Annotated in this window: 17 protein-coding genes; 4 read left to right on the top strand and 13 right to left on the bottom strand. The window is 43.6% G+C overall.

Annotated elements, in window-relative coordinates:
• Nucleotides 1-10: 10 nt before the first annotated feature.
• From ACSBL2_RS18990 to ACSBL2_RS18975, 4 genes are all read right to left on the bottom strand, one after another.
• A complete protein-coding gene (locus ACSBL2_RS18990; protein WP_442588134.1) occupies nt 11-2,002 on the bottom strand; it encodes a glycoside hydrolase family 97 protein in 1,992 nt (663 codons plus the stop codon).
• 101 nt (nt 2,003-2,103) lie between these two features.
• A complete protein-coding gene (locus ACSBL2_RS18985) occupies nt 2,104-3,606 on the bottom strand; it encodes a RagB/SusD family nutrient uptake outer membrane protein (RefSeq protein ID WP_442588133.1) in 1,503 nt (500 codons plus the stop codon).
• A gap of 9 nt (nt 3,607-3,615) precedes the next feature.
• Complete coding sequence (locus tag ACSBL2_RS18980; protein ID WP_442588132.1) at nt 3,616-7,044, bottom strand: SusC/RagA family TonB-linked outer membrane protein; 3,429 nt, start codon at nt 7,042-7,044, stop codon at nt 3,616-3,618.
• A 201-nt stretch (nt 7,045-7,245) separates the two neighbouring features.
• Nucleotides 7,246-8,463 carry a FecR family protein gene (locus tag ACSBL2_RS18975; RefSeq protein WP_442588131.1) on the bottom strand — a complete coding sequence of 406 codons (1,218 nt, stop codon included), beginning with the start codon at nt 8,461-8,463 and terminating at the stop codon, nt 7,246-7,248.
• 260 nt (nt 8,464-8,723) lie between these two features.
• Here ACSBL2_RS18975 and ACSBL2_RS18970 point away from each other — a divergent pair, with 260 nt between their 5' ends.
• Entirely contained in the window at nt 8,724-9,326 is a 603-nt protein-coding gene (locus ACSBL2_RS18970) for an RNA polymerase sigma-70 factor (RefSeq protein ID WP_442588130.1), read from the top strand.
• 100 nt (nt 9,327-9,426) lie between these two features.
• On the opposite strand, the gene ACSBL2_RS18965 is transcribed toward ACSBL2_RS18970, so the two are convergent.
• From ACSBL2_RS18965 to ACSBL2_RS18950, 4 genes are read right to left on the bottom strand one after another with little or no spacing between them, the layout of a single operon-like run.
• Nucleotides 9,427-10,161, bottom strand: coding sequence for an SGNH/GDSL hydrolase family protein (locus ACSBL2_RS18965; protein ID WP_442588129.1), 735 nt, complete (start codon nt 10,159-10,161; stop codon nt 9,427-9,429).
• 11 nt (nt 10,162-10,172) lie between these two features.
• Entirely contained in the window at nt 10,173-10,892 is a 720-nt protein-coding gene (locus ACSBL2_RS18960) for a hypothetical protein (RefSeq protein ID WP_442588128.1), read from the bottom strand.
• Between the two features lie 41 nt (nt 10,893-10,933).
• Nucleotides 10,934-12,442, bottom strand: a complete 1,509-nt coding sequence (locus ACSBL2_RS18955) for a glycoside hydrolase family 28 protein (protein ID WP_442588127.1) — start codon at nt 12,440-12,442, stop codon at nt 10,934-10,936.
• A gap of 18 nt (nt 12,443-12,460) precedes the next feature.
• Nucleotides 12,461-13,267, bottom strand: a complete 807-nt coding sequence (locus ACSBL2_RS18950) for a rhamnogalacturonan acetylesterase (protein ID WP_442588126.1) — start codon at nt 13,265-13,267, stop codon at nt 12,461-12,463.
• Between the two features lie 88 nt (nt 13,268-13,355).
• Between ACSBL2_RS18950 and ACSBL2_RS18945 the strand changes: the two genes are divergently transcribed.
• Nucleotides 13,356-13,538 (top strand): hypothetical protein, encoded by a 183-nt coding sequence (locus ACSBL2_RS18945; protein WP_442588125.1) that lies wholly within the window; start codon nt 13,356-13,358, stop codon nt 13,536-13,538.
• Between the two features lie 96 nt (nt 13,539-13,634).
• Here ACSBL2_RS18945 and ACSBL2_RS18940 read toward each other — a convergent pair whose 3' ends face one another.
• The 5 genes from ACSBL2_RS18940 to ACSBL2_RS18920 form a co-directional block, all read right to left on the bottom strand.
• The gene (locus ACSBL2_RS18940; RefSeq protein WP_442588124.1) at nt 13,635-16,694 is read right to left on the bottom strand and encodes a beta-L-arabinofuranosidase domain-containing protein; all 3,060 of its coding nucleotides are present in this window, start codon (nt 16,692-16,694) and stop codon (nt 13,635-13,637) included.
• 267 nt (nt 16,695-16,961) lie between these two features.
• Nucleotides 16,962-17,654 (bottom strand): LytR/AlgR family response regulator transcription factor, encoded by a 693-nt coding sequence (locus ACSBL2_RS18935; protein WP_442588123.1) that lies wholly within the window; start codon nt 17,652-17,654, stop codon nt 16,962-16,964.
• Nucleotides 17,651-18,676 (bottom strand): sensor histidine kinase, encoded by a 1,026-nt coding sequence (locus ACSBL2_RS18930; protein WP_442588121.1) that lies wholly within the window; start codon nt 18,674-18,676, stop codon nt 17,651-17,653. The genes ACSBL2_RS18935 and ACSBL2_RS18930 overlap by 4 nt, the downstream gene beginning before the upstream one ends.
• Nucleotides 18,677-18,880: 204 nt before the next feature.
• Nucleotides 18,881-19,780: an SDR family oxidoreductase gene (locus ACSBL2_RS18925; protein ID WP_442588120.1), complete on the bottom strand. Its 900-nt coding sequence runs from the start codon at nt 19,778-19,780 to the stop codon at nt 18,881-18,883.
• Between the two features lie 211 nt (nt 19,781-19,991).
• Entirely contained in the window at nt 19,992-20,633 is a 642-nt protein-coding gene (locus tag ACSBL2_RS18920) for a DUF6266 family protein (protein ID WP_442588119.1), read from the bottom strand.
• 921 nt (nt 20,634-21,554) lie between these two features.
• On the opposite strand from ACSBL2_RS18920, the gene ACSBL2_RS18915 reads away from it, so the two are divergent.
• Nucleotides 21,555-22,724 carry an ATP-binding protein gene (locus ACSBL2_RS18915; protein WP_442588118.1) on the top strand — a complete coding sequence of 390 codons (1,170 nt, stop codon included), beginning with the start codon at nt 21,555-21,557 and terminating at the stop codon, nt 22,722-22,724.
• Nucleotides 22,725-22,988: 264 nt separating this feature from the next.
• Nucleotides 22,989-23,807, top strand: a complete 819-nt coding sequence (locus tag ACSBL2_RS18910) for a hypothetical protein (RefSeq protein WP_442588117.1) — start codon at nt 22,989-22,991, stop codon at nt 23,805-23,807.
• Nucleotides 23,808-24,151 lie beyond the last annotated feature (344 nt).

Here is a 24,151-nt window from a genome sequence, read left to right as displayed (position 1 = left end):
GATATGTTTCTTATTTTTTGATGAATTTTGCTGCCCATCCTCCGCCGGGGGCTACATGGATCTTGATACTGTCGTTTTGGGTGACGGTCAGGATTTCCTTTTGGTAATCATTGGCCGCATGGTCTGCATTCAGTCCGTCTTTAAAGATCAGGGCTTCGAAACGGCCTTCTCCTAAAAAGGAAAGGTCGACCGTAAGCTCCCTCGCCGTCCAGTTGTTTACTATTCCGGTATACCAATTGTTGCCCTTTCTACGGGCTAAGGCGGCATAATTTCCCACACTGCCGTCGAGGGCTACCGTTTCATCAAATGTAGTGGGGATGGAAGTGATAAAATCTGTACATTCCTGTTCTTTCCGGTAACTCGTCGGACTGTCGGCCAGCATCTCAAAAGGGGCTTCAAAAACCACATACATCGCCAATTGCTGGCAGCGGGTACCCTGGCTCATTGGTGTACTGTAGGAAGGAAAGAAATCTTTTCGTGTGGCATTGCGCATTGCTCCGGGTGTGTAATCCATTGCACCGGCCAGCATCCTGATAAATGGAATGGTAACGGCCAGTTCCGGAAAATTCATTTTGGTAGGGAACTTGGTCATTTCCAACCCATATACCCCTTCGTAGTTCAATACGTTTGGATACGTACGCATCAGGCCCGTAGGTTTACAGGAACCGTGAAAATCGATCATTAGCCGGTGCTCTGCTGCCTTTTTTGCCACACGGTAATAAAACTGCATCATGCGCTGGTCGTCGCGGTTGATAAAATCTATTTTAAATCCCTTGATTCCCATTTTGGCATACCGGCCAAATGCTTCATCCATTTTCTTATGAATGGGATACATCCCTGCCCAAAGCCAGATGCCTATTTTCTTTTGTCTTCCATAGTCGATAATTTCCTGCAGATCAATAGCGGGTACAACTTTCATGATGTCCTCTTTTTCTGCCCAGCCCTCATCCAGCAGCACATATTCAATATGATTTTCGGCTGCAAAGTCGATGTAATGTTTGTATGTCTGTGTATTGATTCCTGCCTTAAAATCAACTCCGGAAAGGTTCCAGTCATTCCACCAGTCCCAGGCTACTTTGCCTGGTTGAATCCAGCTGGTATTTTCAATGCGGGAGGGCGCAGCCAGTTTAAAGACAAGGTCGTTGTTCAGCAGCTGCCGGTCCGATTGACTGATGGCCATTACCCGCCAGGGAAATACACGGGTGCCGGCAGTTTTGGCAATGAAATCGCCTCTTTTGGTCACTTTTTCCTGGGTCATGTGATAACCGCCCTGTTTATACACCAGAGGGAAGGTGGAGAAAGCTGAAACCAGATTATTGCCCTCTCCTTTAAGGTACATTCCGGGATAGTCTTCCAGGTCGGCTTCGGTTAATACGACTTTAGTTCCGCCTTCATAGCTGACCATTAAGGGTAAATAAGCCAGTGAATCTTTTGCCATCGCCGAAAGCGGGATATGACGGTATTTATTTTCGTATGAGTGTTCATACGGATCACTATTCGAAGAAAGCACATAAGGAACATAGGCCTGCTGGTCCCCCGGGAAATTAAAAGCTGAGAGTTCTGCCATCACCGTAAGGGAATCTTTGCGCTGCGTAAAAAACCGGTAGGCCACCCCTTCATCGTAAGCCCTGAAGATGAGACCGTATCCTCCTTTTATAGTGATGGTGAGCTGTTTGTAATGGTCGCTTACCTTGTTTTTTTTATAAAAAGGTGTATTGATGATGGAGTTGGAGGTCATGGTCTTGATGCTGCTGACCTTCGCCCCCTGACCTAAAATTTCGCCGGATTGCAGGCGCATCTGAATTTCGGAGGGGGTAATGAGGGTCGTTGATTTATTCTTTACTGACCAGGTGATGGTCTTTCCTATGCTGACCGTTATGCTTGTTGCTCCATCAGGTGAACTAAGGTGGTGGCTAACTGTCTGTTGTGCCCGGAGCAGGGGGCAGGAGAGTGTCCAGATAAAAAAACTGAGTAGTACTATTTTCGTGTAACTATAGATCATGGGAATGGCTTTGGTGGAGGCCGGCAGCTGCCGGCCGGTTGAATACGAATTTCGACTGATTCCCCTGTCGGCTGCATGAACAGCTGACAGGGGAATGTTGTTTAATAGCCCGGATTTTGGGTGTATAATCCCGGTTTTGCATCTAATTGTGTCTGTGGTACCGGATAAATCACCCAGTTCTCTACCACAGGCCTGATTTGTTTCAGGTCGTCATTTTCCGCAATCCAGTCGTTCATCACCGTCACAAGGTTTCCGCTCCGCTGCAAGTCAAACCAGCGAAGCCCTTCGCCTGAAAACTCCCTGCGTCTTTCAGCCAGAAGCTGAGCCAAAGTGACGTTGCTCAGGCTGCTGGCACCCGACCGTGTCCTTACGGAGTTGACGATCTGGTCTGCCACTGTCTGTGCCCCTCCGGATCCCCTTAATATACATTCTGCCTTAAGCAGTAAAATATCCGTGTAGCGGATGGCGATGAAGTTAATGCCCCAGTCGGTCACCACATTGGGAACTTTAGTGATATCCATGTATTTCTTCAGGAAAGGCCGGTTACCGGGAATGCCTAACTGCGTGTAATAAAGGATATAATTGAAAGTTTTCCTGGCGTCTGCATCCTCGTAAGAGTTATACAGGTCGTAAGAGGTTGGTCTTCCACTTCCTCCCAGTTGTGCGGGCTTGACCAGGACACTGGTAAAATAGGCATCCGGAACTGGCAATGAGACAAATGAAGCCCCTAAAACAGGATTTAATCCGCTGAGGTACATCACATCAAAAATCGCTTCCTTATTGACAGCAGGATTCTGGTTGGTATAGGCAAAAATGTTGGCATAGTTTGTATTTAACGCAAACTGGCCGCTGTTGATGACATCATTCAATAAAGGCAAAGCCAGATTCCATTCATTTACACCTAATCCCGGTCCGTCGATACTGTAAGTCGCACCCGATCTGGTCATGTAAACCATGGCCAGCAAACTTTCTGCTGCATATTTTGAGGCTCTCCCCACATCGGTTGTGGTATAACTGGCAGGCAAATTCGCAATGGCATATTGCAGGTCTTCAATAATGACCTGGTAAACCTCGGTTACCGGACTCCTTGGAATTTCCAGTGCTTCGAGTGTGGTCACCGGTTTGGTCACTACCGGAACCTTGCCGAAATAACGGACCAGATCAAAATAGAAAAATGCACGTAAAAACCTGGCTTCTGCCCGCAGTCTGTCCCTGAGGGGAACTGAAGTGATCACTCCGCCTCTTTGGTCAAGCTGATCTAAAAATATATTCGCCCTGTAAATGGCATTGAAATTATCATTCCATGCGGAATTGACATAGGTATTGCTCACGGCATCGGTCCTGAAGGCATTAATGGGATCATACAATTGGGTGCCCAGTACAGATATGGCGTATAAATTGTCCGACCGCGTTTCTGATAAGTTGATCAGACGGTCGGGATAGGTTCTTAGGCTGTTATAAATCGCATTGGAACCCTGTATGAAATCTTCTTGTGTCTGGTAAAATGTTTCTGTTGTTCCTGTGGAAATAGGGGTAAGGGTAAGTTCCTTTTCGCAGGCACAAAGGGTCCAAACGAGGAAGAGGGATAAAAATATCTTTTTCATGGTTAAAAATTAAAATGAAACGTTTAGGCCAAAGGTTAATGTTTTGGGAAGTGGTAAACCTCCATAATCGCCCGATTGCGGGTAGTTGCCATTGCCGCTCAGGTCTGTGTTGGCAGATTCCGGATTGGCACCGCCATTATATTTATCATGGCCAAAATAGTTCTCAGCAGAGAGGAAAATTCTTGCTGCAGAAACACTTTTAAGTTTAACCACTTGTTTCAGGTTATATCCCAGGGTAATGTTACGCACCCTGAAATAATCGGAGGAGTATACCCAGTCGGTGTTAACGATATTGCCGTAGGTAGAATAAGCCTTGCCTCTCACGCCATCGCCAGGATCCTCAGGTGATCTCCACCTGTCCCTGTAATCCCCGGATGCATTATAGATATAGGCCAGTCCGGTTTGTGAAATTGCCCTGCCCAATACGGAAAAGATCGCGCCGCCATGCTGTCCCTGTAGCAATACCCTTAAATCGAAGCCTTTGTAACTGAAGGTATTGGTAATTCCCCAGGTGAAATCAGGGTTAGGATGCCCTACAATCTGGCGGTCATTGGCATCAATCACACCATTGCCATCAAAGTCTTCATATTTGGCATCCCCAACACTTTGTGCACCGTATAATGCGGCCTTATTGGCGATGTCCTGTTCGGTTAAATGACCAATTTTCTTGACCACAAAAATGCTGTTCAACGGTTCACCCACCCTTAAGACCGTGTTCCCCACGGCAGTGTATACCGAGGGCAGCAGCAGTTGCGATTGTCCATTGGCCAGGGAGACTACTTTATTGGCATTGTAACTGCCCTGGAAACTCGTTGTCCATTTGAATTTGCCATCCATATTGCGGCTGGACAGTTCAAGTTCGTAGCCCTGATTCCTCACCGATCCGGCATTGCTTAAATACACCTGGAAACCGGTTACGGTGGGAATAGATACATTCAGCAGCAAATCTGAGGTCAGCCTGTTGTAGTAGTCGAATGAGCCGGTAATGCGGTTTTTCAGGATACCAAAATCAAGGCCAATACCTTTGGTGGTTGATTTTTCCCAGCGTAAATCGGGATTGGCCACCCGGTTCGGCGCCTGTCCGATCACCGCGGCCTGGGTAGAGCCAAATACATACCCGTAGGAGGCTGTGGTAGGGATGGAGCCGAAATCGCCAATGCTGTTATTTCCCGTCACCCCATAAGTAGCCCGGAGCTTCAGGTCACTGATGACAGGAATGGTTTTCATGAATTGTTCTTCTGAGATTCTCCAGCCCACAGAACCTGCCGGGAATACGCCATACTTGTTATTGGCGCCGAAGCGTGAGGAACCATCCGTACGGATACTTGCACTGAAGAGATAACGGCTCCTGTAACTGTACTGTGCCCTGGCAAAATAAGACAGCAATACATTTTTGGTAGCCGTAGTGGAGCCCCGAACACCTGCAGCGTAGTTTAAGGTCTTGATCGTACTATTGGTATATCCGCCATTTGAGGTCAGCGAAGAATTGTCACTGGAAAAATTATTGTACGATTGCCCCAGCAGCAGGTTGAGGGAATGGTATTTTTTGATCACCGAGGCGTAATTGAGGGTATTCTCATTGACAAAGGACTGGTAGTTTGCGGTTAGGTAAGCTCCGGAGGTGTTGAGTGTGGTCTGTGCCGCGCGGACACTGGCCAGTCCGGTAACCGTATACGGAGTATATCTGGAAATGTTGCTCTGGGAGTTGTCAACGTTCACAGAGGTTTTAAAAGTTAACCCTTTAAACAGGTTATATATGCCATAAACAGAAGCGATGGTACGGTAACGTTTGGTTTGTCCATCCTGGTTGAGCGCCTTGGCTACCGGACTATTTAAGGCTACCGAATAGTTGTAGGCATTGTTTCTAAAGGCATTCGCATTCACACCTACGGAATCTTCCTGGACAGGGGGCATACTGAGTGCCAGATGGAAGATCACGTCTTTTCCTTCTACCCCGGGATCCTGCATAATGGAATAGCTGGGGGACAGATTCAGTCCCACTTTTAATTTCTGGTTCAGGTTTGCTTCCACATTGGCCCTTGCCGAATACATCTTGCTGCTGGTGGCCAGTACCACACCTTCCTGATTGATGTTATTGACAGAAATGAAATAATTGACATTGTTTGTTCCGCCGCTTGCCGATACCTGGTGGTTCTGGCCAATCCCGGTCCTGAAGATCTCCTCCTGCCAATCGATAAACTGTAAGCCCGGATGTCCTGGCATTGCCCATCTCGGATCAGGAACATAAGCCACATTCCTGGTTCCGATAATCCTGATCCTTGTGGCCTCATCATCGGTTGCCTTTGCACCTTTTGAACCATAGGCGCCGACATAGGCGGCATTGATCATCTCCGTTGCCCGGTCTATCCATTCCTCTCCATTCAGCATATCCACCTTTCTGGTTACCTGACTGGCACCAACAGAGGAAGAAAACTGAATCTTGGCTTTGCCTACCTGACCTCTTTTTGTGGTAATCAGTACCACCCCATTGGAAGCACGTGAACCATATATGGCGGCTGCAGCAGCATCCTTTAGTACTTCAATCGACTCGATATCATCGGGATTGATATTATCCAGCGCATTTCCACCGGAAAATCCCCCGGAAACGTCTGCTGTTGATTGCCCTAAGGGAAACCCATCAATTACGTATAAAGGTTCGTTATTGGCAGATATGGAGCCCATACCCCTGACCTGTATACTGAATCCTTTTCCGGGCAATCCCGTGGTTTGCTTTACATTCACACCAGCCAGCTGACCCACAAGCGCCTGGTCAACCCTGTTCAATCCGCGTTCTTCAATGGCTTTTGCAGAGAGGGAGGAAACCGGGGCCGTCAGTTCGGAACGTTTCTGTGTACCATACCCCACCACAACTACTTCATTTAGGCGTGTATTGCTTTCCTTCAGGATTACCTTTACCGGCCCGTTGGTTATTTTAACTTCTTTACTTTCATATCCCACCAGGGAAAAGACCAGAACCGCATCATGATCGGGAACATGAATGGAAAAAGCACCTGCATTATTGGTAATGACAACAGTTTTTGTGCCCTTAACGGTGACGGCAACTCCGGGTAGTCCTATTCCATTTTCTTCCGCAACAGTGCCTGTTACCTGTTTCTGTGCAGCATTGAGTAGCGTTGGGGGAATTTTACTGAGCACCACCGTGTGTTCATCCTCATTGATCACATAGGCCAGTCCTTTTTTGAGAAAACAGTGTTGAAATACGGTGGCGATTGCTGCGTCTTTTGCATCAATGGTAACCGGATCTGCCTGGCTGAGTACTTCTGAATTGAAGATGAAATTATAGCCCGTTAGCTCCTGCAGCCGGTTCACAAATTCCTTCATCGGCACACGATCTGCCTTGATGCTGATTGTCTGGGCAATGCCTGAAGCATGTACCTGAACAATCAGGGTCGTTAATAGAATGGTGGTTATCTTCATAACGCGTAGAAGTTTAAAAGCAATACAGGGTTTGTCACTTCCATTTAGTGAAGTAAATAATTTATACATTTGTACGTTAGGTCTAATTTGAAATTGGTTCGTTCTGGTTAAAAATTGCCTGATCCGGTGTCAGATACCGGAAATCAGAGGGCGGTTCGAACGCTCTCTGATTTAATCAAAGGCAAGTAGGTGTGTATAGTTTTATGGCATTGCAATGATCCTCCTTCCAACAATTTTAAAGTGAACTGTTTTTGTCTGTTCCAGGTTCTTTAACAGGTTTGCCAGTCCTTTTTCCCTTGGAAATCTGCCCCAGAATCGCTTATCCTTTATATCTCCCTGAAATTCAATGTCTACGTCATAACTTCTGGATACTTTGCGCATGATATCTTCCAGGCGATCGTCACTAAAACTGAACATCCCGTTTTTCCAGGCCAAAGCTCCGTCGACATCTGCCGTTTTTATTTTCAGTTGCGGACGCTGGGCGGAATTGACTACCATTTGTCCGGGTTTGAGTTGTGCTGAAGATTTGCCGTCATGGATCCTTACTGATCCTTCTGCCAGTGTTGTGGTGGTTTGCTGGTCGTCCGGATACGCCTCAATGTTAAAATGGGTGCCCAATACCTCGACCACCTGTGTGTTTGATTTCACTTTAAAAGGTTTGTTTTTCAGGTGCCGGACTTCAAAATAACCCTCTCCGCTAAGTTCGACAAGACGTTCCTCTCCATTAAAAACCACAGGATAGGTTAAGGAAGACTGGGAATTGAGCCACACTTCTGTTCCATCGGGCAGGGTAACCCGGTATTGTTTGCCCTTGGGGACGGATAAGGTATTATAAGCGACCTCCATTTTGCTACCGGTTTTACCGGATCGGGTTGTTTCCCGGACCGTATAACTCAGTGCCCCGTTTTTATCGGTCAGTACCGCCATACCCTGGCGTAATGGGGAACCATGGCTTACCGAATTGGCCTTTACCTGGCTGCCATCAGCTAAGGTGAGCATCACTTCATTGTCCTGATGTATTGTCTTTTGTTGAATTTTTGTCTGTGTTTTTTGCTGATCTACCGCTACAGGATTTAAAAAATAGAAAACTGAACCAATGGTAACGAGAATCACTGCGGCGGCGACAAACTTTGAGAGGTAAAACCACCATTTATTCTGGTCAGGCTCATCTGTGGCTTCCGCCTTTATTTTCTGCAAAACCTTTTCCAGGGCGGCTTCAGAATCAATATCATTCATCTCTGCGATCTCTTTTCCCCACAGATTCTTATCAATTAATTTCTCCATGATGAGATTATTCCTGGGATCTGCCGCTATCCATTCATTCAGTTCATCCTGCTCAGCAACAGATAATTCATTATTGATCATCTTCACTACAAGCGTACTGATATAGAATGGATCAAAGCTGTGTTTTTGAGCCATGGTTTATATTTGGGTTAGTTTTGCTATAGAAACAGAATTCAGCAACAGAATCTCTACAGCAGTATTGAAAAATATATAAATTTTTATAAGCTGCTGTTTTTTAACTGTTTATTTGATAACTGGCAATCGGTGTATCTATGCTTTAGTTAGATAATCTGCCTTTTTTCTAAGAAAATTTCAGGCTGAAATAGCATGTGCTATTGACTATTTTTATCTATATTAGATACGCCAAATATATAATAACCTGCTAATTTTTAGCTATGAGTACTGAACAATCGGGTTACCGAAATGAGCACTATTTATTGTCGCAATTAAAAAGTGGCGATCAACAAGCTTTTTGCCATATTTTTAAGCAGTTTTATCCACCATTGTGTTTTTTCTGCAACCGCTTGTTAAGCAACAAAGCCGCTGCAGAAGAAATTGTACAGGATGTGTTGTACAAGGTATGGGAGAAAAATGAAGACTTCAATTCTCTGATTTCCATTAAGGCATTCCTATATATCAGTACACGCAATGCTTCCATGAACTATATCGATAAGGAACAGCGGAAACTGAAAAGGGAAACGGCCATGTTTGTCAGGAACGAAGAATTTGATGAGCCGGTTATCCGGGAAATCATTTATGCGGAGGTACTCAATGAGCTGCGTACAGAAATCAATAACCTGCCGGAACAATGTGGGAAAGTGATCCGGATGTTGTATGAGGAGGATATGAAACCCCAGGAAATTGCCGATGAACTGAATATTAAAGTGAGTACGGTATACAACCAGAAAATGCGGGGAATTGCTATCCTGAAAACCCGGCTGGCAGGGGCCACTTTTGATATGTTAGTGTTATATCTCGTATTTAACCACCCTTCTTAACCTGTAAAAGGCCTTTAGTCCTGTACAAGCCGCTTACATTTGACAAAAAAAGCCGGAACATATTTTCCGGCCATTAATAAGAGTGGTTATAGCCTGACAATTATTTCGTTTTTGCACCCCACTGCTTTAAAAACCCGGCAATGTATACTGCCTGCGCATCGATCACTCGTGGAATATAATGTGCATGGTCAGCAAAACGGTCATCCCCGAATTTTCTGGTAAAGGTATACAGGTCGATCACCGGAACCTGGTGTTTGCTGAAAACGCGGTCTGCTATGGCATTGTATTGCACTATATCTTTTGCATAACGGTCAAAAGCCTTGCTTTTTGCCGCATGGAGTGAATCAAGGATATCTGTGCTCCTGACCCATACCAGCGGGATTTTTTTTCTGGACAGCAGCTGATAGATGGCTTCCAGGTTTTCACGGTAACTGATGGAATCAACTGCAATTTGATGCGTGGCAGGATGACGTTTGATGTCATGTAGCCCACAGTTCAGTAACATCAGGTCAGGTTGAAAGCTGGGGTCATTTTCCCGTGTACGGAGATAGTCCAGTACCATTTTTGAGTCTCCGCCATTGGCATCCACCGGTATATCCAGGTTTTGCATTGCTTTTTCCTGCGAACCTTTCCTGTCGATGGTAAACTTTCCTTTCAGGTACTTTTCCAGGTATGTCCCGTATTGCAAAGAGATACTGTCGCCCAACAGGAATAGTTTCAGGGGCTTGTCCTGGTGAAAGGCCGTAAGTCCAATGACCATGCATAAAAGCAGAATTCCAATGCTTATGGTTCTCATGAGCAGGTATTTGTTGTGTAGAGGTGATGATGGTTTCATTACTTTGCCATTTATGAGGGTTGTTTTCCTAAATCCTTGATGACCATGTCATCCAGCAGGATCTCGCCTTCTGAGGAAAGGAAGCTGAATTTAAAGTTATCCATAGGCTGCTTGGTATTCGTAAATCCGGCCCCATCAAATTCTTTGGTCGTTCCGATCCAGAGATCCCATCTTTCTGCGGCAAGGGTCTGTACCGATCCATCAGGGGCTGTATACGTCTGTGATTTTCCTGACCTGTTGACAAACCACTGGATCTGTTGTTCACCCGTATATTGATTAGGGCCATCCTGTGCCTGATTGGTATTTCTCAATGAAAATCCTTTCGGTAAAAGTTTAATCAGCAGACGGACAGCGCATTTGGATACTTCATCCGGCAGTGCTTCCTGGCTAAACCCATTGCCCAAAGCAAGGTAAGCCGTAGCATCTCCTTTCGCTTTCACGTCAATTTTGAATGAAAAGGATAAAAATTGAGAGGGGATATCCAGCGGTGTACTGCGCAGGAGGAAAGGGCGTCCACCTGCTCCGGGTTTGCTGAGCTTCAATTTACCATTTTCAATCACCACACTTCCTTCGCCATCCGCACCGGCTGCATTCAGCTGCCCGCTGTTGGGTGCTGTTTTTTTGACATAATCTTTAAGCTTTGTGCTGGAGTTGAAATCCTGGGAAAATACCTGCGCCTTTACTTCCGAAATGGCCATAAGGGCTAAAACTGTTAAAATAAATTTGTTCATAATTTTATATTTGTTGAGTCAGATAAATAGGGCTGAAAACGTTATTTATTCAGGATAATTCCACTTGAATTGAGCTGTTGAACTTTACCCGGACTTAAAGGGGAAAATGAAATTACGGCCGATTTGCTATCCTTAAGGACCATGATATGGGGTACCGGACTCAAAGTTCTATACTTCAATCCCGTAAATTCTAAACCTTCCACGTCATCAAAAACAAAAGCCGCGCGTTCATCATGACCAATAAACCCAAGCTGGACTGTATGGAAACTGATATTTTTAACATGTCGGATATAAAAGGCACTTGCCGGCAGCGTTCTTCTGAATACCCTGGTTCCCGGATACTGATCAGCATTTTCCGGAACAACCAGCGAAGTATCTTTTGCTGTCCCGCTTCCGCGATGCTCAATAAAAATATCCCTGAAGCTGATATCAGTGATATAGTTTTCCGGGAATCCCGTGAGGGTAACAGGAGAGGGGCCGGCATTTTTAATGCTGATCTGACTGAAATGAATTCCTTCTATAGCACCCATTTTTTTCGCGGGTGTAGCTGCCGTCCGCCGCATCCGGTTGCCCAGTTTCATAAAGATGGGATTCTCCAGGCTGTCTATACTGATGTTATAAATGTTGATGTCCCTGACCAATCCACCGTCAACGCTGGCGATATCTATGCCTGTCAATCCTGATTTTTGTTTAAAGGGATGCTTCATGTTACTGGCCAGCGACTGGCGGATTACGGTATTGGAAAACTGAACCGATTCAAACCCTCCGGTGCTTCCTGTCCCAAACTTAAAAGCACTGGCATGCGTAGCAAGAATACAATTCGTTACCACTACATTTTTTACCCCCCTGTCACCCTCCGATTTAAAACAGAGTGCATCATCATCCGCATCAATAACACAATCTGAGATGATTACGTTATGGCAATCGTCGATGTCTACCCCGTCGTTATTGATATTGGCATGGTTAAAAACGGTAACACCTGTCATCCTTAAAAAATCGCAGTTGATATAACGCTGCATCCACATGGCGCTGTTTTCCATTCGTATCCCGCTGATGGTAACGTTTTGACAGCTTTCAATCAGTAAACCAAAGGGACGCATGGTATTCATATTGTCTTTTGTATCAAATACAGGATCTTCTCCATTGCCATCGATTTTACCTTCTCCGGTAATGGTGATCTGTTGCGCCCGGGAGGCATAGATTAAGGCGTGACCTGACTGTCCGCTAACAGAATGCAGTTTATGGGTGATGGGATAGGAGGGGTAAGCAGTACGGTCGGCAATTCCCTTTAACACCGCATTTTTATTCAGCTGTAAAGTCACGTTACTCTTCAGCTGTATGGCTCCGCTCATGAAGACTCCTGCAGGTATCAGCACAGTTCCACCAGCTATTGTTGCCTTATCAATCGCTTTTTGAATAGCCGCGGCATTGTTTATGTTTTTGTCGGCTTTAGCGCCAAAATCGGTAATGGTATAGGTTTGCGCCTGTATACTGGCTGTGGCAAACCCTAAAAGGATGCAGGTTGTAATGGTTTTGAAAGATAATCTCATCGGATGAAAGGGTTGGTTTTAAATATTAAGGAAGGATTTAAGTGGGCATGCCCTGAGTTTTTTAATTGCATGGGCAACGAAAGCGGCATTTTGGGTGGCACCTGCTGAAGTGGTATGGATGCCATCAGGCACAAAAAAGCTTGCTGCCACTTTTGCTTTTCCCTCCTTGTCATATTCATCGGCTATCCCTTTATTCAAGTCGATATAGGCAGCACCACTCTGTTCAGCTGTTTCCTTTGCCCACAATCCATAGTCTTTTTCATTGCGTATGACCTTGTCTCCATTGTTCCATTTATTTTTTGGTATAGGTGAACAAATAATGGCCGTTGCACCTTTACTTTTGATGTCAGCGACCAGTTTTCTCAGGTAATGGCCATAACTGTACACTACTTCCTGTTGTTTTGTAAAATGATTGAGGACCAGAACTGAATCATTTCCGGTTCCTTTCAGGCTGCCCCTCATGCGTAGGGTATCGGCAACCGGACTTTCGTCGTTATGTCCAAACTGCATAATGACAAAATCGCCCGGCTTGAGGGTATTCATGATGCCTTTCCACATTCCGTTCTTTAACATACCTGGATCATGGACGATTCCAGTCTGGTAGGTTCTGCTGCTGATGCCACTGACAGCGCGGTTCTGGATCTCAATTTTAGAGGTATCAAAAAATTGGGCTAATTTTCCTCCCCAGCCCTGAATAGGATTTGTTGTTGAGGCAGAAGCCACAGTGGAGTCTCCGATCAGGTACAGTACGGGTTTTTGTTGTGCAGTTGGGAAGAGTATACAGGTTAAGGTCAATAGAATGACGAGCAGTGGTTTGAAGTTCATTTTTTTTATTTGGTTTTGCAGATAGAAACAGAACTTTCGATACTTTCTCTAAAAAGAAAATAAATCTTTTATCGAAACCGGGGATAAGTTGGGACAGATATTACCCTATGCTTACCAGAATAAGGTCACGGGGGCGCTTCGGAAAATAGCAAAAGCCAATAAAAACGTTAACTTTTTAGGCCTTTGGGCCGGACAGTCATTGCATGGGTTTCCAGGAGATTCGACCACGGTGATTTTACAAAAACTGATCAGGGATATGGATCAGTATTAAATATTATAGGGTAGTAAATCCTTGTAGTATAAAATGATAAAGCCCCTTATATCCTAAAATATAAGGGGCTTTATCATTTTATTTTGCCTTCAGGGCTTATTTCAAGGTCACATCCAGATAAACAGAATGGCGTCCGTAGGTTTCATAAAATGGTTTGAAAACCACATCATCAATGGTAAACTGAAGTTGTTGAGGATCACCTTTAATGGACTTGCCTAAATCATTAGCATCCAGGGTTACTTTGCGCCATTCTTTTCTCGCTGCTGGCTCCTGAGCGGCCAGTAAGATTGGGCCGTAGAAGAGACTGGCGATGTTCTGTTGGTCCATGATCGGGTCCAGGTGAAACTGGAAAGGCATTTTCAATTCTATCACATCACCATCTTTCCATTTGCGGCTTATTTTAAGGTAAGTACCCGGTGTAGCCTGGAACTTCTGCTCTTTGCCATTGATCTTTACAAAGAACCCTTTGGTCGCCCAGCCCGGTACCCGTACATTGACATCAAATTTTCCACTTCCTTTAATCGTCAGACGCGTATGGTCTTCTTTTGGAAAATCTGTAGTCTGCTCTACAGTAACCTTACGTTCAGTCCATTTCAGGGTGGAAGGGATATACAGGTTGACATACAGCGCCTGGTTATCCTTGCTTTTAAAATAGATCGAATTTTGCAGCTTGGTACTGCTCTCTATCGCCGTACCATTACAGCAGGTAAACCCTGTCATGTCCGGATTGCCGAATTGTTTGATCGCACCGGGTCTAAGCGGTACGTGGTAGGTATTTGCAGGACTATTTTCTGCTACAGAAGCCAGGATATGGTTGTACAATCCACGCTCATAATAATCCATTAACTCTGTGCGCTGATCGAAAAGAAACAGGTCACTGGTCAGTTTCAGCATGTTGTAGGTAGCGCAGGTTTCATTCTGTCCACCGGCAGACAAGCCGTTTTCATATAAGGTTGCCGGCTGACTGATGAAACATTCCGCATTGGCCGGATTACGTGCACCTGCAACCCCTCCGATACTGTACATATAATCATTAACCGCTTTATGCCAGAAGTTATTCGCGATATTGTAATATTCCGGCTGGTCAGACACCCGGTACATTTCGATACTGCCGACAACCTGGGGAATATGCTGATTGGCATGCAGGCCACGGAAAGTATCCACATTTTTAGCCAGTCCGTGTGAATGTTCTTTATCACCAAAGAACATTTGGATATTATCAAACAATTGTGCTGTTTTCAGGTAATTCTCGTTATTGGTAATCTTGTACAAACGGGCCATCGACTCATTCATTCCACCAAACTCACCGGCGATATAGGTATTCCACATCTTTATCCGTGTATCTGCTGGCAGCTGGCTCAGGCGGGCATACACCCAGTCGCCCATACCAGTAGCAACTTCAAGTGCTTTTTTATTACCACTCACCTCGTATACATCGATCAAGCCGGCCAAAATTTTATGCAAGGTATAATATGGAGCCCAAACCTGGTTCTTCTGGCCTCCGTATTTGGCTCCGTTTTCCAGCATGATAAACTGATCCGGAGGATAAGCACTGATAAACCCTTTTCCCCAGTTCTGATAATCCGTGCGGATACCCTCGTCGCTCAGGTCAGAATCATAAGCCGATTTTCCAGGACCAAAAGGCACTGCTTTCGGATCAGACACCTGTGCCGTACTTCCTGCTTTCGCCTTTCCGGATAACTGGGACAACTCATACAGGGTATTCACCATATACTCCATCTTTTCGGCGAATTTGGCTTGTAAGGCTTTGTCATATCCTGTACCGGCATAAGCTTGTGCAATGGCCGTCAGGTAATGCCCGGTCGCATGCCCTCTTAATTTGGTATCCTGGCTATCCCATACGCCCAAAGGTTTTGCACCTTCAGGTTGTTTCTGTCCAAAAGCATGGCGGAACATATAGAGAAAGGAATTCGGATCGGTCTTCGCCAGTGTATCGATAAACTTATTGCGATTTTCAATAAACTTGGTTTCGTGTTGGTGCGAATCTGCTTCCAGAAAAACCTGGTCCAGATGGAATGCTTCCAATTTCAAGGCCGGTGTAGCTGATTTGCCGGCTTCTTTTACAGTGATGTTCGCTTTCGGATGTAAATCCGTTCCTGCCACACGACCTGTAACTGTATAACTTCCAGCTTTAAGGACTGGACTATTGTCGGCAGGAGAAGGCCAGAGCACACGCACTTTTGGCCCCTGTATACCATCCTTATAAGTTCCATCCACGTAACTTGGCAATTGCGGTAAATTCCCTACTTCGGTTGCTACTGCCACATCAGACACACCAACCAAATACGTATTGTAAAGTTGTGGCGTATTTTGTGCGAACTTCGGCAGGTCATCTTCCGGTTTACCCATATGTTCCACATCTTCGTGGATATCTTTTAGTGCATTGTGATAAATTCCTGACACCTGTTTTCCGGTCAGGGGAACGCGGTAAATACGGAAATCATGGATCAGTGCATTCAGATAAGGATCTTGCGGCAATAGTGATTTTCCGATGTACAGCAGTTTCTTTTCTCCTGGTTTCTGACCCAATACCTCGGCCAGCTCCAGGGGAATATCGTTTGTTTCTCCGACAGGCTTACTGTCCACATAAGAAGTCATCGTTTTTGAAGGAACATCAATGACTATAGTCAGGTGAACCCATTTATTGGTGACAATGGCCGGAGAAACTGCTCCTTTTTTGTCATTCTGTTTCGCTGTAATCAGCGTCTGGTAGCCTTTTTGCACTTTCGTTCCAGCCGGCGCTGCATAAAAATGTTTGGTAGCATCCTTTCCGAAATCAAAAAAACGCTGTCCGGCTTTATCGGAACGCAGGTAAATCCATCCTGATATACTCAGCGATTCTATATCTGCCAGTGTTTCTCCCGGTATGGTGATGAAAGTATTGTTCTCCCCGGAGAGTGACAACACCTTTCCAAACTGATCATCCTTGACAAATTTGACTGCGCTGCCTTGAAATTTGGCATGCAAATTATTTCGGGACCAGTCTTTAAGGTCGCCGTCAAACACATAACGAGCAATCATTCCTGTTTCCCCAATCCCGTCCAGTATCTGGTCGCCATTTTGTGCCTGAGCGGGACTAACAGATCTGGTCAAAACAGCGATAAACAGGATGACACGCAAGAATACTTTGTTCATTTTCATATGTATACAATTTGGGTTTAAGTTGATCAACCTCATGATTTATTCCTGAAACGGTGTGTTTTTGGAAATCCAGAGGTATTCACATTTAAATCAATCTATTCAGATAGATCACTCATGGTTCTATAATTAGCTAAACTAGGAAGAATCTGTTGGTCTCTATAAGTCAATTTTAGCTAATAATCACATGATATTAACTGGTATCCGCGTAAAGCAGCCATAGGGCCGGGAAGGCTGCCGGTTCGGTTACCTGTTCCCAGCTCTTCAGGATGAATAACGTGAAAAAAACTCTTCGGTATATGTTTTTCCGATGGGGAATTCCTGGTTGCCGATCATCACTGTTGTTCCCCTGACCAGCTCGATCTTGTGGAAGGGTAAAATAAAACTGCGGTGTACGCGAATGAAATCGGCAGCATTTAACTTCTCCATCATCTCTTTCATCGACATCCTGGCCACGATGGTCTTGCGGTCTTTGACATAAATCTTGAGGTAATCTGCCAGGCCTTCGATATACAATATATCAGCCAGGGGAATCTTGACCAAGCTGAAATCGGCGCGGATATAAATGTTTTTATCCACCTGCATCCCTTTTCCATTGATATATGCATAGTAATCCTGTGCTTTGACTACCGCTTGTGTAAAGCGTCGCAGGTTGATGGGCTTGAGCAGGTAATCAATGGCGTTCAGCTCATAGCTGACTGCTGCATATTCACTGAAGGCAGTCGTGAAGATCACCATCGTATTTTGCTGCAATGATTTGACCAGGTTGATCCCGGTCATGGCTGGCATGTTAATATCGCAGAAGATCAGATCGGTGGGGAATTTATTCAAATGTTTCAATGCCTCACTGGGCCTGGTGAAAGTCCGCTGTAAATTAACCTCCCCTTGTTTGGCGCATAAGGATTCAATCACCTGAAGTGCTAATGGTTCGTCATCTATGGCAATGGCATTGATCATTGTAAATTGATATGTAAAGTAACAGAGAATTCTTTTTCCTGATCATGAATTACCAGCAAATATTTCAGGGGATAAATCAGGTTTAAGCGATGCTTGGTATTTTCGATCCCCAGTCCACTTCTTTCAGTGATCTCTTTTTGTACACTTACTTTGTTATTCACTACCTGTAATTCCAGTTCGGTTGAATTATAGGTAATATCGATTTTAATCCTGCTTTTCTGCTCGGCATTCACGCCATGTTTGAAAGCATTTTCTATAAAGGGAATTAACAGCATTGGCGCAATACGTACTGCAGGCACATTGTTTAGGGTGTTAAACTCCAGCCTGACACTTCCGTCTAAACGTAGTTTTTGCAATTCGATAAAATTATTGACGTAATTGATTTCATCTTCCAGCCATACAAAATCCTGCTGCGTGTCTTTCATCGTATAGCGCATCATCTCTGAAAGTCTGTCGACCATGTCTGCCGCCTTCGGTGAAGTGTCAATGGCAATCGCATAAATATTGTTTAGCGTATTGAATAAAAAGTGGGGGTTGATCTGTGACTTCAGGGAAGCAAGCTGCGCCGTAAGCTTTTCGCTTTCCGTTTGCTTTAATTTATCGTATACCATCCATAAAATAGAGGATACAATAGCAAGGAACCACAAGGAGATCGCATTGATAATAATTACCGGAACCAGTTTTTCAATGATCGGATCCGTACTGAGCAATGTTTTTTCATTCAGGTCGGGAAAGAAAAATAATCCGCTGGAAACTGACAGTACCAAAGCGATTTCCAGGGATAAAAATAAGGAGTAGCGCCCGTACCTTTTCAAAAGAAGGTACCGGGGAATGAGAAAAAAGTAATTCAGGTAAAAGGTGGAGAGCAATACGGTACTCAAACCAAAACACAGCAACAGATATTTCAGGTCAGATTCCGGATCAAGGGCGCTGAATACCTGATCTGTGGAAGCATAAGGGATAACGAGCAACAACAACCAAATGAGGGAATGGACCGCTATGGAAATACGTTTGAACTTCATGACTGACGAATGTATCTGGCAAAACAAATGTAAAATTTTTTCAACTCAAAAAATCTGCGACCAATTGCAGTAATTCGTAGATGAACGGATGCAGCTATGATCGCTCAACAATTGCATATAAATTTACAGATGTGGAGGGATTAGCGATATGCGCTGACCATTACATGTCCCGCTTCTATCGCTAATGATGTTTTCCTATATCAATTAAGGGTGACCCCCACCGCCTGCGGCGCCATAAATTTGTCCGGTTGCGTAACTCGCATCGCTATCTGCCAGTTGTACAAATATAGAGGCAAGTTCAGCTGGTTGTCCCGGACGTCCTAAAGGAGTCACTTCCCCGAATTTTACAATGGCATCCTGGGGCTGTCCGCCGCTGATCTGTAGAGGAGTCCATACCGGACCTGGTGCAACACCATTCACACGTATTCCTTTTGGTCCAAGTTGTTTGGATAAGGATTTCACAAAAGCTACGTTGGCCGCTTTTGTCTGTGCGTAATCAAATAGGTTCTCTGACGGATCGTAGGCCTGTACCGAGCTGGTGGCAATGATCGATGCACCTTCAGGTAAATGGGGAAGGGCAGCTTTTGTGATCCAGAAAGGGGCATAAACATTCGTTTTTAAGGTCGTATCAAATGCTTCTGAGCTGATATCAAGAATAGAATCTACCGCCTGCTGATGACCGGCATTGTTGACCAATATATCAATTCCTCCAAGTTTTTCGACAGCTTGTTCCACCAGTGACTTACAAAACTCTTCCGTTCTGATATCTCCCGGAATGGCATACCCTTTACGGCCTTCGGCAAGGATCAATGCAAGTACCTCATCTGCATCGGACTGCTCTTCAGGAAGGTAATTGATGACCACATCAGCTCCTTCTCTTGCGTATGCAATAGCTGCGGCTCTGCCGATACCTGAATCTCCTCCGGTGATCAGGGCCTTACGACCTTGTAAACGGCCAGATCCTCTGTAGCTTTTTTCACCATGATCTGGAATGGGATCCATTTTTGAAGCCAATCCGGGAACTTCCTGGGGTTGTTTTTTAAAAGGTGGTTTGGGATATTTGTTTACGGGGTTGTCGATTTTTCTGAGATGTTGTTCGCTCATGCTTTCGTTTTTCAAATGAATAGATAGACTGGTTGATTCCAATGGAATTCTCTAATTCAACATGGATCAATGGATATTGTTCAGAGAAATTTTGAAATACTCAGGCCCAGGTTTATGGTATTCAATCTTTTTTCAAAATGATATACTCCTTCCCTTAGTGATTGGATCACATCAGGAATTGATCATATAAGTATTCTTTCTGAAGCTATAGCTACCAGTTAAATTTTCCGAGATGTAAGCTATCGCTGATCTGGTTACGGTCATCGCTCACAAAGGAAATATACACCTCCACAGTACTTCCCTTCCTGATTCCTGCGAGATCCAGCACATCTTTTCCGGTAAGGCGTTTCGCGCCACCTGTCGTATACCTGGATTCCTTTAATTTCGGGAAATAGGCCATCAGGATCACCTGGTCACTGATATGGGCAGGAGAAGAGGCCTTTGTATCCCAGGTAAAGGCCAGCCCTGTCTCGGTAACTTTCACCTCGGCAGCAGCCGTTCCGGGTAAGGATCCTTTCGTCATCAGGATTTTAGCACAGTCGACACTCCGATTTGGAAATTCGCCCTGGATGGAATTCCTTCTGTTGCAGGAAACCATGGCATTGTAGGAATTCATACCAAGTTTTTTTCCTTCCAGTCCGTATCCTACAGTGGTAAAACGCTTCAGAGGTTTCATAAAATTAGTGAATACCTTGGTGTCTGTCTCCACGACAAGCTGTTTTGATGTGGGTTTTACAGTTCTTTTTTTGTTTTTTGTTTTTGCGTAGGTATTGCCATTGGGAAGTTGGTAATACGTGATCCCATCTACAGTACCGGAAAAGCCCACATAAGGTCCGCTTTTAACTCTTGCCATGATTTTAAATATTTATTTAAGTTTTATAATTAATTAACCAATTATGCAGCTTAAAATCGAAATCAGACGGGGTCTTTAAAGGGCAGTGTCGGTGTCGAATTTATAGCTGAATATAATTTTTGCTTGTTGTTGTCATATTCATTCATTACAAATATAAACAATGAAGAATATTAATTGCAAATAATTAGGTAATAATTTTTCATAAAATTTCCAATGAATTATGTTCAGTTAGTTTTGCGAAAAAGTCCGTGTTTTTTGCGAGGTAGAATCATTTTCAGGACGGTTTAAGCCCGGGGTCGGCTTTTATGGTGCCTTGGTTCGGAGACGGTAGGTATTCAAATTTGTTTGTGGTTTGGTCTTGTCCTGGTTGTGGTTTGATCATAAGTACCCCATAACTACATTATTCTTACACTAAACATACATAGAAGTATATTTAGTGTAAAGTTGTAGTAAGTTTGTCCTACATATGGGGTACTTATGATCAGGTTACAACCAAGCTATAACCAGGTCACTAGCAAAATTCATGGCGAACGCTTACCGAACCGTTGCAGTGCTTTGGGGTAAGAAAACGAAGAGGGGAGGCTGGAATGAGCAGGTTATAAGTATTGCTCAACATATCAGATCGAATCAGGTTGCCCTGGTATCGTGAAATGTAAGAAAAGCTGGATGTAGCTATGGTGTTTCAGATAGACAGGAATTAAAGTTCCAATTTTATGTGCCCGCAAACCTCCGTCAAAATTTCGCATGGATTGACATCTATGGCAAGGTAAATAGCTATTGATGGGGCAATGCAACTAAAGTCATAAATGCGGGTGGTTTTTTTACACAACGGACTACTTCTTTGGTAGTTTTGGAGTCAATTAACCGAGTAATACTCAAATAGTATTTGAATATTACTCGGTTAATTACGTATATTTGTTCATGATCAAACGCAAAATACAAGAAGAATTGGCTTTGCTCCTTAAATCCTTTCCAGCAGTTGCCTTGTTAGGCCCAAGACAGGTAGGAAAGACTACGCTTACGCGTGAATTATTAAAAAGTAGTCTACAGGATATTGTTTATTTTGATCTTGAAAATGACGATGATATCGCCCGTATGGAGAATCCTGCATTTTTGTTTGATCAATATAAAAATGTATGTATAGTACTTGATGAAGTTCAGCGTATGCCGGATCTTTTCCGGCAATTGAGACCGATTATCGATCAGCAAAGGACAGTCGGACGATTTATTCTTACAGGATCTGCATCACCCGCATTAGTAAAAGGTGTTTCTGAATCTTTGGCTGGTCGCATCGCTTTTGCCGAGATGTCTCCTGTAAATCTACTGGAAGCAATTCATAGCGGTATTTCTCAAGAACAGCACTGGTTTAGGGGGGGCTTTCCTACTGCCCTGACAAGTGCCACTGATCAGCAATTTTCACTTTGGGCAGAAAACTTTATCAGGGCATATATAGAACGAGATCTTAGCCTGCTTTTTGGAGTCAATCTTTCAGAAGTACTTATCCGTAATTTTTGGTACATGCTGGCTGCAAATACAGGGAGTATATGGACTGCAGAAAACTATGCAAGAGCATTGGGGGTAAGCAGTACGACAATAAAAAGATACCTGGATTTTATGGAAGGTGCTTTTATGATCAGGCAATTGCCTGCATGGTATATTAATGTAGGAAAGCGTGTGGTCAAAGCGCCTAAAGTTTATATTAGAGATAGTGGACTATTGCATCAGTTAAATCGCATTAAGAGTAGTGCTGAACTTCCGTTAAATCTGATTGTAGGTGCGTCTTGGGAGGGCTATGTTATTGAGCAGATTTATCAATTGAAACCCCGCCACCTTGAAATTTATTATTACCGAACGCAGCATGGTGCTGAATGTGATGTCATATTGGTGGATGGACTTAAACCTGTAGCAGCTGTTGAAATTAAATATGCAGAGGTTCCTTCTCTTTCCAGGGGATTTTATCATGTGCTGGATGATCTGGAGATCAGTAAAGCTTTTGTAATTACACCAGGTGAAAAGCAATACGCCCTGGATGAAAAGACGACGATCTGTGGTTTGAAATTTTTCTTGATGGATATTTTAGGTGGCTTGTAATTCGCAGATGGTTATTCAATTTTTTTTAAGCCAGATTTTCGTTTTTAAGCAAAACTGCAATATTTGCTAATAGATTTGAGTGTCAAACAGGTTCCTCTATAACAATGAGTTGCATGGGCTTGATGCCCAACTTTGGTTTATATAATTTTCATCAATTCTTTTTAAAAGACTCAGCTGCACCTGAATCAAATGGAATTAATCCGGAGGATATGAGTAACAGATAAAATAGAGGATTGCCTAAAAACCATTGAAAATAAATTTTATATGAAATTATTACTATTTCTTATTGTCATATCAGCCATTTTATGGAGCTCATGTACGCGTCAAAATGATGCAAAAAAAGCATCAGACCAATATTGTAATTGCATGATAGAAAATGGATATCCTGATCAAAATTTATATGCTGTTACGATTTGCCATGCGCAATTAATTAAAAAGTATAGATTTTATAAATTATTTTTTATTGACAGAAGGAGTGATGTGTTGTCACAAAAAATGTCAATGCCAACTTTAGACAGTGCCCGTAGATTTGTTAAGGAATTTTTGAAATATACTCAAATTGACAAGAGGAAAATATTAAGAGATCTGACTTTGTCAGATGAAAACCGTACAGATGTTGAAATGCTTTCTCTCTTTGAAGAGAGGTCTTTAAATTCCATCGCTCTTCCCAAGCCAGTAATGGATAAGACAAAACTTAAAAATGGATTAGTAAAGGAAGAAATCAATGGATATAGTGAAACCTACTACAGGAATGGTAAAAAGGATGGTTTATTCAAAAAATATTACAAATTTAGCTGTGAATTAAGGGTTTTAGGCTATTATAAGAACAATGAACCATTTGGAGAATGGTTTTTTTTTAATGAAAATGGAGAGGTTTTTTTGATAGAAGATATAAAAGGTGTGAATAAGGAAAGGAAAGTAAGGAGCAATGATGGCACGTGGATTAAGTCCCCTATTATGTCTTATAGGAAAGAATATGATACAAAAACTGGTAGGCTAAAAAGAGAAGGCTTGGCCTTATACTTTGAAGATACGGAAAAAGGTTTTTATAAATATGGTAAATGGAAGGAGTATTTGAATTGATAAATAGACAATTTGTTAAACAGAAGGTCATGAAAAAAATCATTTTTACTCCTTTGGGATTATATTTAATAGGGATAGCTATTTGTTTAGTCTTTACATTGTTTTAGAGCCGGACAGAGTCCGAGTGCTCAGATTCCCTTTATAATGGGGTGATATGCTGTTATTCGCCTTATCTGTGGATTATTTATAATAAGCGTTTTAATCACCTACCAATACTCATAGGAAGTCTCGGACTTAAAACTACCGGGAGACTGAGTAGTAGTTCTTTTCTCAGGATAGCCAGTTGCAGAATAGGTGTAGGTAGATAAATAAGTATAAAAAGCCGATCGATTAGTGGTAACAAC

Source organism: Pedobacter sp. AW31-3R (genome assembly GCF_052180285.1).
In the GTDB taxonomy this organism is placed as follows: Bacteria; Bacteroidota; Bacteroidia; order Sphingobacteriales; family Sphingobacteriaceae; genus Pedobacter.
The sequence above is the reverse complement of the archived record's forward strand: the minus strand, read 5'-3'. Positions and strand labels throughout refer to the sequence as shown.